This window comes from Streptomyces sp. NPDC021012 (assembly GCF_044333355.1).
In the GTDB taxonomy this organism is placed as follows: Bacteria; Actinomycetota; Actinomycetes; order Streptomycetales; family Streptomycetaceae; genus Streptomyces.
In genome coordinates, this window is sequence record NZ_JBIRQU010000015.1 from 85,914 (window position 1) to 101,526 (window position 15,613).

Consider the following 15,613-nt stretch of genomic DNA (forward strand, 5'->3'; position numbering starts at 1 on the left):
CACCGTGTCACCCACCCGCCCACCGGCCGACCCGCCCGGGGACGACACCCTGGACCTGAGGGTCGACGACCTCGTCGCCCTCCTCGACGGCGATCTGCTGGACTCCGTCGCCGCCTGGGGACCCGCCGCCACCACCGCGGGCTCCTTCCAGCTCGTACCCGTACGACTCGAACGGGACCTGCCGCTGCTCGCCCGATGGATGAACGACCCCGCGGTCGCCGCCTTCTGGGAGCTCGCCGGACCCGACACCGTCACCGCCGAACACGTCCGCGCCCAACTGGAGGGCGACGGCCGGAGCGTCCCCTGCCTCGGCGTCCTCGACGGCACACCCATGAGCTACTTCGAGATCTACCGCGCCGATCTCGACCCGCTCGCCCGGTACTACCCGGCGCTTCTCCACGACACGGGTATCCACCTGCTGATCGGAGGCGTCACCGACCGGGGGCGCGGCGTCGGCACCACGCTGCTGCGTGCCGTCGCCGATCTGGTCCTCGACCACCGTCCCCGCTGCACCCGCGTCCTCGCCGAACCCGACATCCGTAACACCCCCTCCGTCTCCGCGTTCCTCAGCGGCGGCTTCCGCTTCGCGGCGGAAGTCGACCTTCCCGACAAAAGAGCCGCGCTCATGATCCGTGACCGGGCCCTGCGTCACGTTCTGTGAACACCCTCTGTCTGACCAACTCCGCTCGTCCCACAGCGGTTCCCACTCCGAGGAGTCCTCGTGTCGACATCCCCTGCACCTCACGACTCCGCACGACCCGTCCCTGCCACCCCGGCTCCCACCCCCGGCCCCGTGCAGGCACCCGAACTGTTCGCGCCCCCCGAGCTGAACGCCACCGCCTGGACGCGGGCGTCTTCCCGTCTCCTCGCCAAGGCCCTCTCCGAGTTCGCCTACGAGGAGATCGTCGAACCCGTTCCCATGGGGGAAGGAGAGCCCGACCGTCACGCACTCCGGCTCGACGACGGCACCACGCTCACCTTCCGTGCCCGCCGCGGCGCCTACGGCAGCTGGCGGGTCACCGCCGACTCGATCACCCACGAAGGCCGGCCCCTCACCGACCCTTTCGAATTCCTCCTCCGCGCCCGCCGCCTCCTCCGACTCGACGGCGCCACCCTCGGCCATCTGATCCGCGAGCTCTCGACGACGCTCGCCGCGGACACCCGCCTCGACCACACGGCCCTCACCGCCGCCCGCCTGGCCGAGCTCTCCTACGCGGAACTCGAAGGCCACCAGACCGGCCACCCCTGGCTCGTCCTCAACAAAGGCCGCATCGGCTTCTCCGCCACCGACGCCGCCCGCTGGGCACCCGAGGCCCGCCGCGCGACCCGACTGCCGTGGATCGCCGTCAGCAACCGCCTCGCCGCCTACCGGGGGGTGTCCGGCCTCGACACCCCCGACCTGCTGTACGCCCGGGAACTCGACCCCGAGACGCATGCCGCCTTCCGCGCGGCGCTGACCGCCCGCGGCCACGAACCCGACGGCTATCTCCTGCTGCCCGTCCACCCCTGGCAGTGGGACGAGGTCCTGCTGCCGCTCTACGCCCCGGCCATCGCCGCCGGGACCGTCGTCCCGCTCCCCGCCGACGGGGATCTGCGTCTGCCGCAGCAGTCCGTCCGTACCTTCCTCAACACCAGCCGCCCCGACCGGCACACCGTCAAGCTGCCGCTGTCGGTGCTCAACACCCTCGTCTGGCGCGGACTGCCCACCGAGCGGACCCTCGCCGCGCCCGCCGTGACCGCCTGGGTCCAGGGCCTGCGCGAGGACGACCCGTTCCTGCGGGACGAGTGCGGAGTGATCCTCCTCGGCGAGGTCGCCTCCGTCACGGTCGAGCACCCCCTGTACGACCGGCTGCCCGAAGTCCCGTACCAGTACAAGGAGCTGCTCGGCGCGATCTGGCGCGAACCGCTGCGCCTGCCCCCTGGCGAGCGCGCCCGCACCCTTGCCTCCCTCCTCCACACCGACCCCGAAGGACGGGCGTTCGTCGCCGAGCTCGTCGAGCGCTCCGGGCTCGCCCCGGCCGTCTGGCTCCAGCACCTCTTCACCGCACTGCTCCCCCCGCTGCTGCACTTCCTCTACCGATACGGCACCGTCTTCTCCCCCCACGGCGAGAACGCCATCGTCGTGTACGACGGCGACGACGTCCCCGTGCGTCTGGCGATCAAGGACTTCGTCGACGATGTGAACATCTGTGCCCAGCCCCTCCCCGAACACGCCACCCTCCCGGATGATGTCCGCGCCGTCCTGTTGACGGAGGAGCCCGGTTTCCTGATCCAGTTCATCCATTCGGGGCTCTTCGTCGGGGTCTTCCGCTACCTGGCGCCGCTGTGCGAGGAACAACTCGGTGTGCCCGAGGAGGAGTTCTGGAGCCTCGTCCGGGCGGAGATCCTGCGGCACCAGGCGCGCTTCCCCGAGCTGAAGGAACGGTTCGAGCTCTTCGACCTCCTGACCCCGCGGATCGAGCGGCTCTGTCTCAACCGCAACCGTCTGCACCTGGACGGCTACCGGGACCGGCCCGAGCGTCCGCACGCGGCCGTCCACGGCACCGTCCCCAACCCGCTCGCATGAGGTGTGCGCGTGACCCGGCTGTCAGTGCCGCCCCGTAGGCTGGAAGGGCTATGACGAAGCCATCCCTCCCCGACCTCCTCCACGCCGCCGTCACCGCCGTCGGCGGCACGGAGCGGCCCGGCCAGGTCACCATGGCCGAGGCCGTGGCCGAGGCCATCGACGACAACTCCCACCTCCTCGTCCAGGCCGGCACCGGCACGGGCAAGTCGCTCGGCTATCTCGTGCCGGCGCTGGCCCAGGGCGAGCGGGTGGTGGTGGCCACGGCCACCCTGGCGCTCCAGCGCCAGCTCGTCGAGCGTGATCTTCCCCGGACGGTCGACGCGCTGCATCCGCAGCTGCGCCGCCGGCCGCAGTTCGCCATGCTCAAGGGCCGGTCGAACTACCTCTGCCTGCACCGGCTCCACGAAGGCGTCCCGCAGGACGAGGAGGACGGCCTCTTCGATCCCTTCGAGGCGGCCGCGCCCACGAGCAAGCTGGGCCAGGACCTGCTGCGGCTGCGGGACTGGTCGGACGAGACGGAGACCGGCGACCGGGACGACCTGACGCCGGGCGTCTCCGACAAGGCCTGGGCCCAGGTCTCGGTCTCCTCCCGGGAGTGCCTCGGCGCGAGCAAGTGCGCGTACGGGCCGGAGTGCTTCGCCGAGGCGGCCCGCGAGCGCGCCAAGCTCGCGGACGTCGTCGTGACCAACCACGCCCTGCTCGCCATCGACGCCATCGAGGGCGCCCCGGTGCTCCCGCAGCACGAGGTGCTGATCGTCGACGAGGCCCACGAGCTGGTCTCCCGCGTCACGGGCGTCGCCACCGGCGAGCTCACGCCGGGCCAGGTCAACCGCGCCGTGCGCCGGGCCGCGAAGCTCGTGGACGAGAAGACGGCCGATCAGCTGCAGACGGCGGCGGAGGGCTTCGAGCGCGTCATGGAGCTGGCGCTGCCGGGCCGTCTGGAGGAGATCCCGGAGGACCTCGCGTACGCGTTGATGGCTCTGCGGGACGCGGCCCGCGCCGTGATCACGGCCCTGGGCAACACCCGGGACCGGGCCGTGCAGGACGAGGACGCGGTCCGTAAGCAGGCCATGGCGTCCGTGGAGACCGTGCACGGTGTCGCGGAGCGGATCACCCACGGTTCCGAGTACGACGTCGTCTGGTACGAGCGTCACGACCGGTTCGGGGCCTCGCTGCGGGTCGCGCCGCTGACCGTCTCGGGGCTGCTGCGGGAGAAGCTGTTCACGGAGCGGTCCGTGGTGCTCGCCTCGGCCACGCTCAAGCTCGGCGGCGACTTCAACGGGGTCGGGGCCTCCCTCGGGCTGGCCCCCGAGGGCACCACGGGCGACGACCTGCCCGTCTGGAAGGGCATCGACGTCGGCTCCCCGTTCGACTACCCGAAGCAGGGCATCCTGTACGTCGCCAAGCACCTCTCGAAGCCCGCGCGCGACGGGCAGCGGGGCGACATGCTCGACGAGCTCACCGAACTGATGCAGGCCGCCGGCGGGCGGACCCTCGGTCTCTTCTCCTCCATGCGCGCCGCGCAGCAGGCGGCGGAGGAGCTGCGGACCCGGATCCCGGAGCTGCCGATCCTGCTCCAGGGCGAGGACACGCTGGGCGAGCTGATCAAGAACTTCGCGGCCGATCCGAAGACCTGCCTCTTCGGCACGCTCTCGCTCTGGCAGGGCGTGGACGTCCCGGGGCCCAGCTGCCAGCTGGTCGTCATGGACAAGATCCCGTTCCCGCGTCCGGACGACCCGCTGATGAGTGCCCGGCAGAAGGCCGTCGAGGAGGCCGGCGGCAACGGCTTCATGGCGGTCGCGGCGACCCACGCGGCCCTGCTGATGGCCCAGGGCGCCGGCCGGCTGGTGCGGGCCACCGGTGACCGGGGGGTCGTGGCGATCCTCGATCCCCGGCTGGCCACGGCCCGCTACGGCAGCTACCTGAAGGCCTCGCTGCCCGACTTCTGGTACACCACGGACCGCAACCAGGTACGGAAGTCGCTCGCGGCCATCGACACCGCCTCGAAGACGACGGACGCCTAGACGGCGGACGCCTGGAAGGGGCCTGGCACGACGGAGATCCGTCGTGCCAGGACACGGCAGGGCCCCGGGACCGGCGCAGGGGTCCCGGGGCCCGGTCAGAGCCGGCGGGATGTCACACCCGCCGCAGCACCGCCACGACCTTGCCGAGGATGGTGGCCTCGTCGCCGGGGATGGGCTGGTACGCCGCGTTGTGCGGGAGCAGCCAGACGTGGCCGTCCTCGCGCTTGAAGCGCTTGACGGTGGCCTCGCCGTCGAGCATCGCGGCGACGATGTCGCCGTTTTCCGCGACGGGCTGGCGGCGGACGGTGACCCAGTCGCCGTCACAGATGGCGGCCTCGATCATCGAGTCGCCGACGACCTTCAGGACGAACAGTTCGCCGTCGCCGACCAGCTGGCGGGGGAGGGGGAAGACGTCCTCGACGGACTCCTCGGCCAGGATCGGACCACCTGCCGCGATCCGGCCGACCAGCGGGACGTACGACGCGGCCGGCTTGCCGGTGGTGTCCGTCGGCTGGGTGCTCGGCTGGTCGGAGCCGCGGACCTCGTACGCACGGGGCCGGTGCGGGTCACGACGGAGGAAGCCCTTGCGCTCCAGCGCCATGAGCTGGTGGGCCACGGAGGAGGTGCTGGAGAGGCCGACGGCCTGGCCGATCTCCCGCATCGACGGCGGGTAGCCGCGCCGCTGGACCGAGTCGCGGATGACCTCGATGACCCTGCGCTGCCGGTCGGTGAGTCCGGAGCTGTCGGCGCGGATGCCTGGAGGTCGCCCGGGGAGGGCGCGGGCGGGCCGCCCGGGCTCCTCACCGTTCATGCTTGCGTCATTCATGGCATGCACCGGCTCGAGTCGGCCCTGGGAGCGGTCCTGGGCGGTGATGGTGGCACTGTCTGCGGTGGTGGTCACGTCGTCGGCCCCTCTCGAATGGTCTCCCTGGCTGGCACAACGGTAGTAGCTTTCGAAAGGTTGCGCCAAACACACGTTCGAGTGAAAATTCGCGGATTGCCTTACGCGTGTATGTGCGGGGGTGTATGAGCGCGCTCACGGCGCCGTCCCAAATCGGTCGTTAAGGTAGCCTTCGCCGCTGGGCCGCGCGCAGTCGGCGCGCAGTCCCAGTGTCGCACCCGGAGGCCCGGATCCGCGGTAGCGCCCGCGCCGCGACACGCGGGGGCCCGAAACCGCCTCAACCCTAGATCTAGTGGTTGGATGGCATCAACCGCCCAGGGGTAGTGGTCCCGGTCTGCCGGGGGTGCTCGGATCGCCTATGCTGGTGGTCGCCTCGCAGGGCCTTGACGGGCCGCGTGAGGCTCGTCAGTCGTGCCTTGAGGAGGGTCGGAAACCATGCACTGCCCCTTCTGCAGGCACCCCGACAGCCGCGTCGTCGACAGTCGCACCACCGACGACGGGACGTCGATCCGCCGCCGCCGCCAGTGCCCCGACTGCTCCCGTCGTTTCACGACGGTGGAGACGTGCTCGCTCATGGTGGTGAAGCGCTCCGGCGTCACCGAGCCCTTCAGCCGTACCAAGGTCATCTCCGGCGTTCGCAAGGCGTGCCAGGGGCGACCGGTCACCGAGGACGCCCTCGCCAAGCTCGGCCAGCGGGTCGAGGAGGCGGTGCGCGCCACCGGAAGCGCCGAGCTGACCACCCATGACGTGGGTCTGGCCATTCTCGGCCCCTTGCAGGAGCTCGACCTCGTCGCGTACCTGCGCTTCGCGTCCGTGTACAAGGCTTTCGACAGCCTCGAAGACTTCGAGGCCGCCATCGCGGAGCTCCGCGTGCGGCCTCCCGCTGAGAACCGCGGGACCGGTGCGACCCCTGAGGTCCCCGTTCCCGCCACCGCCGCCGACTGATCGGCGGTCCGGGCCGTCCGTCGGCCCGGCGACCGGCCGCCGTGCGGCCTGGTAGACGTGCCCCGGGTGACCCCTGCGGTCCCTGTGGCAGCAGTACAGAAAGACGTACAGAAGACGGTGCCCTGGGACTTTCTGGGCGCCAAAGTGTGTTTTGCCCGTATATGGGAGGCGGCATGACAGAGACGGCGAGCGGCCCGGCACGTGGTTCCCGTACCAAGGGAGCCAAGTCGGCGAGCAAGGGCCTGCGCATCGAGCGCATCCACACCACCCCCGGCGTGCATCCGTACGACGAGGTGGCCTGGGAGCGCCGTGACGTCGTCATGACCAACTGGCGCGACGGCTCGATCAACTTCGAGCAGCGTGGCGTCGAGTTCCCCGACTTCTGGTCGGTGAACGCGGTCAACATCGTCACCAGCAAGTACTTCCGCGGTGCGGTCGGCACCCCGCAGCGCGAGACCGGTCTGAAGCAGCTCATCGACCGGATCGTGAAGACGTACACGAAGGCCGGCGAGGACTACGGCTACTTCGCCTCGCCCGCCGACGCCGAGATCTTCGAGCACGAGCTGGCCTACGCCCTCCTGCACCAGATCTTCAGCTTCAACTCGCCGGTCTGGTTCAACGTCGGCACGCCGCAGCCCCAGCAGGTCTCCGCCTGCTTCATCCTGTCCGTCGACGACTCCATGGAGTCGATCCTCGACTGGTACAAGGAAGAGGGCATGATCTTCAAGGGCGGCTCCGGCGCCGGCCTGAACCTCTCCCGCATCCGCTCCTCCAAGGAGCTGCTCTCCTCCGGCGGCAACGCCTCCGGCCCGGTCTCCTTCATGCGCGGCGCCGACGCCTCCGCGGGAACGATCAAGTCGGGCGGCGCCACCCGCCGCGCGGCCAAGATGGTCATCCTCGACGTCGACCACCCCGACATCGAGGACTTCATCGAGACCAAGGTCAAGGAGGAGGAGAAGATCCGCGCCCTCCGTGACGCGGGCTTCGACATGGACCTGGGCGGCGACGACATCACGTCCGTCCAGTACCAGAACGCCAACAACTCCGTCCGCGTGAACGACGAGTTCATGAAGGCCGTCGAGTCCGGCGGCAAGTTCGGCCTGCGCGCCCGCATGACCGGCGAGGTCATCGAGGAGGTCGACGCCAAGGCGCTCTTCCGCAAGATGGCCGAGGCGGCGTGGGCCTGTGCCGACCCGGGCATCCAGTACGACGACACGATCAACCACTGGCACACCTGCCCCGAGTCCGGCCGCATCAACGGCTCGAACCCGTGCAGCGAGTACATGCACCTGGACAACACGTCCTGCAACCTCGCCTCGCTGAACCTGATGAAGTTCCTCAAGGACGATGGCAAGGGCAACCAGTCCTTCGACGTCGAGCGCTTCGCCAAGGTCGTCGAGCTCGTCATCACCGCGATGGACATCTCCATCTGCTTCGCCGACTTCCCCACCCAGAAGATCGGCGAGAACACCCGCGCCTTCCGCCAGCTCGGCATCGGCTACGCCAACCTCGGCGCCCTCCTGATGGCGACCGGCCACGCGTACGACTCCGACGGCGGCCGCGCCCTGGCCGGCGCCATCACCTCCCTGATGACCGGCACCTCGTACAAACGCTCCGCCGAACTCGCCGCGGTCGTCGGCGCGTACGACGGCTACGCCCTCAACGCCGAGCCGCACCAGCGCGTCATGCAGCAGCACGCCGACGAGAACACCAAGGCCGTCCGCTTCGACGACCTCGACTCGCCGATCTGGGCCGCCGCCACGGAGGCCTGGCAGGACGTCGTCCGCCTCGGCGCCAAGAACGGCTTCCGCAACGCCCAGGCCTCGGTCATCGCCCCCACCGGCACCATCGGTCTCGCGATGTCCTGCGACACCACCGGCCTCGAGCCCGACCTCGCCCTGGTCAAGTTCAAGAAGCTCGTCGGCGGCGGCTCGATGCAGATCGTCAACGGCACCGTCCCGCAGGCCCTGCGCCGCCTGGGTTACCAGGAGGAGCAGATCGAGGCGATCGTCGCCCACATCGCTGAGCACGGCAACGTGGTCGACGCCCCGGCCCTGAAGACCGAGCACTACGAGGTCTTCGACTGCGCCATGGGCGAGCGCTCCATCTCCGCGATGGGCCACGTCCGCATGATGGCCGCCATCCAGCCGTGGATCTCGGGCGCCCTTTCCAAGACCGTGAACCTGCCGGAGACGGCCACGGTCGAGGACGTCGAGGAGGTCTACTTCGAGGCCTGGAAGATGGGTGTCAAGGCGCTCGCGATCTACCGCGACAACTGCAAGGTCGGCCAGCCGCTCTCCGCCAAGAAGAAGGAGGACGAGAAGGCCGAGGTCACCGCGAAGTCCGAGGCGACGATCCGCGAGGCCGTCGAGAAGGTCGTCGAGTACCGCCCGGTCCGCAAGCGCCTCCCCAAGGGCCGTCCGGGGATCACCACCTCCTTCACCGTCGGTGGCGCCGAGGGCTACATGACCGCCAACTCCTACCCGGACGACGGTCTCGGCGAGGTCTTCCTGAAGATGTCCAAGCAGGGCTCCACCCTCGCCGGCATGATGGACGCCTTCTCCATCGCCGTCTCCGTCGGCCTGCAGTACGGCGTCCCGCTCGAGACCTACGTCTCGAAGTTCACCAACATGCGCTTCGAGCCGGCCGGCATGACGGACGACCCGGACGTGCGGATGGCGCAGTCGATCGTCGACTACATCTTCCGCCGCCTGGCGCTGGACTTCCTGCCCTTCGAGACCCGCTCCGCCCTCGGCATCCACTCGGCCGAGGAGCGCCAGCGTCACCTGGACACCGGCTCGTACGAGCAGCCCGAGGACGAGGACGTCGACGTCGAGGCCCTGGCCCAGTCCGCGCCCCGCACCCAGGAGCTGAAGGCCGTCGCGGCCCCGGTCCCGGCCCCGAAGGCCGAGGTCCCGGCCCCGAAGCAGGCCCACACCTCCGCGGAGCTCGTCGAGATGCAGCTCGGCATCAGCGCCGACGCCCCGCTCTGCTTCTCCTGCGGCACGAAGATGCAGCGGGCCGGCTCCTGCTACATCTGCGAGGGCTGCGGCTCGACCAGCGGCTGCAGCTGACGGCGGCCGGTGCGCTGAACGGCGGGAGCCGCTGAGCGCACCGGATCGGCTCTCCGATCGCCCGTGAGGGGCGTCGACCACAGGTCGGCGCCCCTTCCGCGTACGCCGGGGGCTTCCGGGCAACCACGTGCGCCGGGGACCTCAGGACGCGGCCGAGCCCAGGAGCGTGCCGAAGGCCTGCGGGTCGGCGTCGAAGCCGCGGCTGATCGCGCGGTAGGACCAGCCGTCCGCTCCGTCGCGGGTGAACTCGACGACCGTCGCCGAGCGGGCCCCGGGGACGTCCGCGAAGTCGTGGGTCAGCAGGTCGGTGTAGCCCTCGCGGACCCGTATGCCCGTGTTCGTTATGTCGCCGAAGGTCAGCGGCCCACCGCCCTGCTGTATGGCCACGCCCACCACCACGCGCGTGTACCGCGGGTCCAGCCGGTCCAGCTCCAGCGTCATGGCCTCGTCGTAGCCGAAGCCCTGGCCCGTGCGGCTGTCGCGGTGAAGCGTGATCGTGCCGTCGGGGGAGCGGCTCCCGAAGTGCACCAGATGGGCCGGCGCGCCGTGCGGGTCGCCGGCGGTGAAGACCCCGGCGACGAGATCCAGGTCGTGGGCCGGCGCACCGGCCGGGGCGGGGTCCCACTTGAGCGTGACCTCGACGCGCCCCACCCCTTTGTTGAGTCCGCTCATGATGCTTCCCCTCTCCGCGCGGGCCCCCGCGCACGCCTAGCCTCGTACCGTCGACCGCTCAAAAGCCCGTGGTCGTGGGCCGATTACTCATGGTGTCATGTGCCTACGACAGAGGACCCGACGCTTGAGGGGGAGAGCGGTTTGTGGAGCGGTGACGAGCTGGATCTCGACGCATATCTGGCCAGAATCGGATACGACACCGGGCGGGACGGGGAACTTGCCCCTGATCTGCGGACCTTGACGGCCCTTCATCGGGCCCATGCCTCGGCCATCCCCTTCGAGAATCTCGACGTCGCCCTGGGGCGGCAGATACCCCTGGACCTGAAGAGCCTTCAGGTCAAGCTCGTCGAGCGGCGTCGGGGAGGTTACTGCTACGAGCAGAACTCCCTCCTGGCGGCGGCCCTCGAACAGATCGGCTTCCACGTGGAGGGCCGCGGCGCGCGCAACCGTTCGCGGGGCGCGACGCTGCCGCCGGTCACCCACGCGCTCCTCGCGGTGACGGTCGAGGGCGAACAGTGGCTCGCCGACGTCGGGTTCGGCTGGCAGGGGCCGCTGGAGCCCGTGCCGCTCCGGGACGGCGTGCGCGTGGAGCAGGACGGCTGGACGTTCGGCATCGGTATCGAGGACGACGGCACCCATGTGCTGCGCTCGTTGCGGTCGACGGGCTGGATGGACGTGTACGCGTTCTCGCCGCAGGAGTACCAGCCCGGTGACTTCACCGTCCTGAACCACTACAGCTCCAGCCATCCGCAGTCACGTTTCCTCGGCCAGGTCGTGGCCCAGAGACCGGGCGCGGACGTGCGGAGATCGCTGCTGCGCGAGACCCTCTCACTCGTGAGCGCGGACGGATCCGTCGAGGAACGGATCGTGACGGCCGACGGGTTGACCGCGACTCTGGAGGCCGAGTTCGGCATCGAACTGGACGCAGAGGAGCGCGCGGGTCTGGAGCGACTGCAGGCGGCGGGAGCCTGACGGGGTCTGCCGGGGCGCCCTCCGGCCCCGTACGATGGCGCGGTGCTGGTCAAGTGGATTCGCTGCACCGTGGTCGACCGTCGAGGGTTCGAGCGGGGACAGCGGAAATGGGCGGGGCTGCTCGGTGAGCCGGGATTCCGGGGACAGGGCGGCGGGTGGAGCCGGGGTCGCCCGGACGTCGCCCACATCTTCGCGTTCTGGGAGAGCCGGGCCTTCTACGACTCGTTCATGGCGCGGTCGCACGACCGTCTCGCGGCCGCGCAGGTGGGCACGTTCAAGGACATCCAGGTCAAGCTCTTCGACCACCGCTTCGACGTGAAGACCGGCTTCGAGCCGCGGTTCGCCGACGCCGACGTGGCACGGGTGGCGCACTGCCGGGTCCACGAGGACCGGGCCGAGCACTTCGCGCTCATGCAGGAGAAGGTGTGGAACCCGGCCATGGCCGGGTCTCCCGGAATGCTGCGGGGCCTGTTCGGCGAGGCGCCCGGCAGCGAGTTCCTGGTGCTCTCGATGTGGCAGTCCGCCGCCGAGCACGGAAAGTACCGGGTCGAACGCGTGGAACGGCTCGGGCTGCGGGCCCGTACCGCTGCCGACGTGGCGGCCCTGAACGGGGACGTGGTGCAGCTCGAACCGTCCTGGACCGTCTGAGCCCGCCGATCTCCCCCGGATGGACTTCGGGCACCACCTCGGCTGAGCCTGCCGGAGAGCGGCGATCTAGGGTCGAGGTATGGCAAGACCGCGGCGCATCGTTCTCGTACGGCACGGAGAGTCCGAGGGCAATGTCGATGACACGGTGTACGAACGGGAGCCCGACCACGCCCTGAGGCTGACCGAAACCGGGTGGCGGCAGGCGGAGGAGACGGGGGAACGGCTGCGGGAGCTCTTCGGGGAGGAACCGGTCAGCGTGTACGTCTCGCCGTACCGCCGCACCCACGAGACCCTCCGGGCCTTCCGGCTCCCCGCGGAGCAAGTCCGGGTGCGGGAGGAGCCGAGGCTGCGGGAGCAGGACTGGGGCAACTGGCAGGAGCGGGAGGACGTACGCCTGCAGAAGGCCTACCGGGACGCGTACGGGCACTTCTTTTACCGCTTCGCCCAGGGCGAGTCCGGCGCCGATGTCTACGACCGCGTCGGCGCCTTCCTGGAGAGCCTGTACCGCAGCTTCGAGGCGCCCGACCATCCGCCCAACGTCCTGCTGGTCACCCACGGGCTGACCATGCGGCTGTTCTGCATGCGCTGGTTCCACTGGACGGTCGCCGACTTCGAGTCGCTGTCCAACCCCGGCAACGCCGAGACCCGCACGCTCCTCCTCGGCGAGGACGGCAGATACCGCCTGGACAGGCCGTTCGAACGCTGGCGTACCCCGGAACCGTACGGCCCCACCGGATAGAGTGGCAGACCGATGACCGCTGACTCCTCACCCGACCGGCGCTTCGACCGCGCCCTGGCCAGCCTGCGCGGGCTGGCCGTGGGAGACGCCCTGGGCTCCCAGTTCTTCGTACCCGCCCACTACCCCCTGCTGAAGCGGCGCGAGCTGCCCGCCGGCCCCTGGCAGTGGACCGACGACACCGAGATGGCCTGCTCTGTCCTGGCCGTCCTCGTCCACCACGGCCGGATCGACCAGGACGCCCTGGCCCTGTCCTTCGCGGAGCACCACGACTTCGACCGGGGCTACGGCCCGGCGGTCAACCGGATGCTCCGGCTCATCCGGGAGGGTGGCGACTGGCGGGAGCTGGCCGCCGCGCTCTTCAACGGGCAGGGATCCTGGGGCAACGGCGCCGCGATGCGGATCGCCCCGCTGGGAGCCTGGTACGCCGACGACCCGGAGCAGGCGACCCACCAGGCCGAGATCTCCGCGTACACCACCCACCAGCACCGGGAGGCCGTGGTGGGTGCCATGGCCGTCGCCGCCGCGGCCGCGATCGCCGCCGACCCGGCCGGGCCTCCCACGCCCGAGGCGCTGCTCGACGGGGTCATCGCCCTCGTGCCGCGCAGCGCGGTCGGGGCGGGCCTGCGCAGGGCCCGCGACATGCTCGACTACGGCGACGCGAACACGGTCGCCGCGGTCCTCGGCAGCGGTCGTCGGACGAGCGCCCACGACACGGTCCCCTTCGCGCTCTGGTCGGCCGCGCGCGGGCTCGGCGACTTCGAGCGGGTGTTCTGGACGACCGCGCAGGTCGGCGGCGACGTCGACACGACCTGCGCCATCGCCGGCGGAGTGGTCGCCTCCGCCACGACCGGTACACCCCCGGCGGACTGGCTCCGGCAGACCGAGGCCCTTCCGGGATGGGTTCCGGACGAGGCGGCCTGAGACGGCACGGCGTCCCCCGGGATCCCGCTCAGGGATCCGGGGGACACCGGCGTGTACGGGCCCGGGGCGGTTCCAGGTACGCGCGCGTGGTCAGGCCGATGGGGAGGCCGAACGTGCCACCGCCGGTGGAGACCACGGCGAACACGCCGAACGCCCGGTTGCGCTCCGGTCCTTCGGGAACGTCGTGGTGATCGGCGCGAGCGAGGTGGGCGAGGCGGATCGCGCCGCCCACGCTCCGCAAGGCCCGTGCGGCGAGCAGTTGCCACAGCTCCGCCCTGCGGGTCGTGCTTCACGAATGCGATGCCGAGTCCGCCGCGCGCTTTCACGGACTGATCGAGGCGGGTGTGGTCGGGAACTCCTCGAAGCACCTCTTCCGAGACGTGCCGCAGCGAGGAATCTCGCAGGGATGGGGGGGGCGGCCCGACGCCGTCGAGGATCTTGTGCCGGATGCCATCCCCGCCGTGATGATGTACCGCTCCAAGGTATGCGGACGCGAATGGCCGGACGGCGGGATCGCCGGATTGATCGGCTGGCCGTGGCGTCGCTGCTGCGCCCCTGAGCAGGGACGGGAGCGTCCGAGACGCGGCCACGGGTGTCGTGGGACGGCCCTCCGGCGCCGCCCGAGGCGAATCCGGGTATCGCGGGCGGCACCAGGCGGCGTAACCTGTCTGGCGCCATGCCGTACGAACCTCCCACCCACACCGTCGAGCGGTCGCTCCGAGCCACCACCGGCGCCAAGATCGTCGCCGGGGTCGACGAGGTCGGACGCGGGGCGTGGGCCGGCCCCGTCACGGTGTGCGCGGCCGTCACCGGCCTTCGCAGGCCCCCCGAAGGGCTCACCGACTCGAAGCTGCTCACTCCCAAGCGCCGGAACACGCTGGCGGCGGAGCTGGAGGGATGGGTCACCGCGTACGCGCTCGGCGACGCCTCCCCGCAGGAGATCGACGAACTCGGGATGACCGCGGCGCTGCGGCTCGCGGCCGTCCGGGCCCTCGAAGGCCTTCCCGTGCGCCCCGACGCGGTGATCCTGGACGGCAAGCACGACTACCTCGGCAGTCCCTGGCACGTCCGTACGGTGATCAAGGGCGACCAGTCCTGCATTGCCGTCGCGGCAGCCTCCGTCATCGCGAAGGTCCGGCGTGACACTCTCATGGCGGAGCTGGAGGGCGAGGGCGGCCGGTATGCGGCGTACGCCTTCGGAGCCAACGCGGGCTACCCTTCGCCGGTCCACAAGGCGGCGCTCGAAGAGCTGGGGCCCACCCCGTACCACCGACTCTCCTGGTCGTACCTGGACGCGCTGCCCCAGTGGCGCCACCTCAAGAAGGTCCGCCTCTCCGCCGAGGCGGCCGCGCTGGAAAGCGGGGGCCAACTCGGCTTCGACTTCTGAACTTCCGGTCACGGAGCCCTGCCGAAGGGCCGTCCGCATGGCCGGGGTGCACATGTGTGCCCACCCGCCGGTGCTCCGCGCAGCGGCGTTTGATAGACATCCATTCATGCCTCTCATCCCCGAGGAGCCTCAGATTCACGAGAGCGCCCAGGGTCCCCGCGCCACCGCGGCCGCCGGCCGCCCCGCGTCGACCCCCCGTCCCGTACCCGGCCCGCGTTCCGCGGCCTCTCCGCGTCCCGGACACCCCGGTCCGCCCAAGCCCGCCGCACCGGCGTCGAAGCCCGGTGCCGGGCAGTCTCCGGCCAAGAGCCCGGAGAATCGTTCCGACCAGCGCGCCACCCCGCAGCTCCAGCTGATTCCGGCTCCGCTCGACGGCGCGCTCGACGCCGCCGAGGAGGCCCTGGACCTGCTCCTGGAGAGCGGGCGGGCGCCCGGCGAGATCCTGGTGCTCACCACCGGCGACCCGCACCCGTGGGCGGCTCACGAGCTGTCCTTCGGTGAGGCCGCCTACTGGGCCCAACAGGACACCGGCGACGACGTGTTCTTCGTCGGCGCCTCCGCCGTGGAGCGGGCCGCCGCCCGCCCCGTGGTGATCGTCGCCGTCAACGGCGGCGACGAGGAGACGGCCGCCCGGGCCCTTCCGGCGGCGATGACCCGCGCGGGCGCCCTGCTCGTCGTCTGCGGTGACCCGCAGCGCGTCACGGCGCTCCTCGGAGCGGGCGCCGGCGTCTGACCGGCCGTTCCTCCGCCGGCCCCGACCGGGG

13 protein-coding genes and 1 pseudogene are annotated in these 15,613 nt (G+C 70.9%); 11 read left to right on the top strand and 3 right to left on the bottom strand.

The window, feature by feature from the left end:
* The first annotated feature begins 4 nt into the window (after window positions 1-4).
* Genes ACH4TP_RS34175 through ACH4TP_RS34185 form a run of 3 tightly spaced genes read left to right on the top strand, consistent with a single transcriptional unit; the run spans window position 5 to window position 4,590 of the window.
* The gene (locus ACH4TP_RS34175) at window positions 5-661 is read left to right on the top strand and encodes a GNAT family N-acetyltransferase (RefSeq protein ID WP_389236660.1); all 657 of its coding nucleotides are present in this window, start codon (window positions 5-7) and stop codon (window positions 659-661) included.
* Window positions 662-721: 60 nt separating this feature from the next.
* Window positions 722-2,566 carry an IucA/IucC family protein gene (locus ACH4TP_RS34180; RefSeq protein ID WP_398440119.1) on the top strand — a complete coding sequence of 615 codons (1,845 nt, stop codon included), beginning with the start codon at window positions 722-724 and terminating at the stop codon, window positions 2,564-2,566.
* Between the two features lie 50 nt (window positions 2,567-2,616).
* Window positions 2,617-4,590 (top strand): ATP-dependent DNA helicase, encoded by a 1,974-nt coding sequence (locus ACH4TP_RS34185; RefSeq protein ID WP_398440120.1) that lies wholly within the window; start codon window positions 2,617-2,619, stop codon window positions 4,588-4,590.
* Window positions 4,591-4,702: 112 nt separating this feature from the next.
* Here the strand turns inward: ACH4TP_RS34185 and lexA are convergent, their stop codons facing one another.
* Window positions 4,703-5,491 carry a transcriptional repressor LexA gene (gene lexA / locus ACH4TP_RS34190; protein ID WP_015036661.1) on the bottom strand — a complete coding sequence of 263 codons (789 nt, stop codon included), beginning with the start codon at window positions 5,489-5,491 and terminating at the stop codon, window positions 4,703-4,705.
* 435 nt (window positions 5,492-5,926) lie between these two features.
* On the opposite strand from lexA, the gene nrdR reads away from it, so the two are divergent.
* Window positions 5,927-6,436 carry a transcriptional regulator NrdR gene (nrdR, locus tag ACH4TP_RS34195; RefSeq protein ID WP_030325324.1) on the top strand — a complete coding sequence of 170 codons (510 nt, stop codon included), beginning with the start codon at window positions 5,927-5,929 and terminating at the stop codon, window positions 6,434-6,436.
* A 173-nt stretch (window positions 6,437-6,609) separates the two neighbouring features.
* A complete protein-coding gene (locus ACH4TP_RS34200; protein ID WP_398440121.1) occupies window positions 6,610-9,510 on the top strand; it encodes a vitamin B12-dependent ribonucleotide reductase in 2,901 nt (966 codons plus the stop codon).
* Between the two features lie 141 nt (window positions 9,511-9,651).
* Here ACH4TP_RS34200 and ACH4TP_RS34205 read toward each other — a convergent pair whose 3' ends face one another.
* Window positions 9,652-10,182 carry a TerD family protein gene (locus ACH4TP_RS34205; RefSeq protein WP_398440122.1) on the bottom strand — a complete coding sequence of 177 codons (531 nt, stop codon included), beginning with the start codon at window positions 10,180-10,182 and terminating at the stop codon, window positions 9,652-9,654.
* A gap of 237 nt (window positions 10,183-10,419) precedes the next feature.
* Here ACH4TP_RS34205 and ACH4TP_RS34210 point away from each other — a divergent pair, with 237 nt between their 5' ends.
* The 4 genes from ACH4TP_RS34210 to ACH4TP_RS34225 all read left to right on the top strand — a co-directional run bounded on the left by ACH4TP_RS34210 (window position 10,420) and on the right by ACH4TP_RS34225 (window position 13,462).
* Window positions 10,420-11,154 carry an arylamine N-acetyltransferase gene (locus ACH4TP_RS34210; protein ID WP_398440123.1) on the top strand — a complete coding sequence of 245 codons (735 nt, stop codon included), beginning with the start codon at window positions 10,420-10,422 and terminating at the stop codon, window positions 11,152-11,154.
* Window positions 11,155-11,196: 42 nt separating this feature from the next.
* Window positions 11,197-11,802: a YdbC family protein gene (locus tag ACH4TP_RS34215; RefSeq protein ID WP_389236671.1), complete on the top strand. Its 606-nt coding sequence runs from the start codon at window positions 11,197-11,199 to the stop codon at window positions 11,800-11,802.
* Window positions 11,803-11,881: 79 nt separating this feature from the next.
* Window positions 11,882-12,541, top strand: coding sequence for a histidine phosphatase family protein (locus ACH4TP_RS34220; protein ID WP_398440124.1), 660 nt, complete (start codon window positions 11,882-11,884; stop codon window positions 12,539-12,541).
* Window positions 12,542-12,553: 12 nt separating this feature from the next.
* Entirely contained in the window at window positions 12,554-13,462 is a 909-nt protein-coding gene (locus ACH4TP_RS34225; RefSeq protein ID WP_398440125.1) for an ADP-ribosylglycohydrolase family protein, read from the top strand.
* A 94-nt stretch (window positions 13,463-13,556) separates the two neighbouring features.
* Here the strand turns inward: ACH4TP_RS34225 and ACH4TP_RS34230 are convergent.
* Window positions 13,557-13,733, bottom strand: a pseudogene (locus tag ACH4TP_RS34230) (MFS transporter); the annotation flags it as partial.
* A 405-nt stretch (window positions 13,734-14,138) separates the two neighbouring features.
* Here ACH4TP_RS34230 and ACH4TP_RS34235 point away from each other — a divergent pair.
* Both ACH4TP_RS34235 and ACH4TP_RS34240 read left to right on the top strand, forming a co-directional pair.
* Entirely contained in the window at window positions 14,139-14,849 is a 711-nt protein-coding gene (locus tag ACH4TP_RS34235) for a ribonuclease HII (RefSeq protein WP_398440126.1), read from the top strand.
* A gap of 106 nt (window positions 14,850-14,955) precedes the next feature.
* Window positions 14,956-15,582, top strand: a complete 627-nt coding sequence (locus ACH4TP_RS34240; protein ID WP_398440127.1) for a hypothetical protein — start codon at window positions 14,956-14,958, stop codon at window positions 15,580-15,582.
* The last annotated feature ends 31 nt before the right edge of the window (window positions 15,583-15,613 follow it).

What these genes read in the sequence shown, in the direction of transcription:
- ACH4TP_RS34225 (WP_398440125.1), top strand. Translation starts at nt 12,554, where the DNA reads ATGACCGCTGACTCCTCACCCGACCGGCGCTTCGACCGCGCCCTGGCC.
- ACH4TP_RS34200 (WP_398440121.1), top strand. Translation starts at nt 6,610, where the DNA reads ATGACAGAGACGGCGAGCGGCCCGGCACGTGGTTCCCGTACCAAGGGA.
- ACH4TP_RS34220 (WP_398440124.1), top strand. Translation starts at nt 11,882, where the DNA reads ATGGCAAGACCGCGGCGCATCGTTCTCGTACGGCACGGAGAGTCCGAG.
- ACH4TP_RS34235 (WP_398440126.1), top strand. Translation starts at nt 14,139, where the DNA reads ATGCCGTACGAACCTCCCACCCACACCGTCGAGCGGTCGCTCCGAGCC.
- ACH4TP_RS34240 (WP_398440127.1), top strand. Translation starts at nt 14,956, where the DNA reads ATGCCTCTCATCCCCGAGGAGCCTCAGATTCACGAGAGCGCCCAGGGT.
- ACH4TP_RS34185 (WP_398440120.1), top strand. Translation starts at nt 2,617, where the DNA reads ATGACGAAGCCATCCCTCCCCGACCTCCTCCACGCCGCCGTCACCGCC.
- ACH4TP_RS34205 (WP_398440122.1), bottom strand. Translation starts at nt 10,182, where the DNA reads ATGAGCGGACTCAACAAAGGGGTGGGGCGCGTCGAGGTCACGCTCAAG.
- nrdR (WP_030325324.1), top strand. Translation starts at nt 5,927, where the DNA reads ATGCACTGCCCCTTCTGCAGGCACCCCGACAGCCGCGTCGTCGACAGT.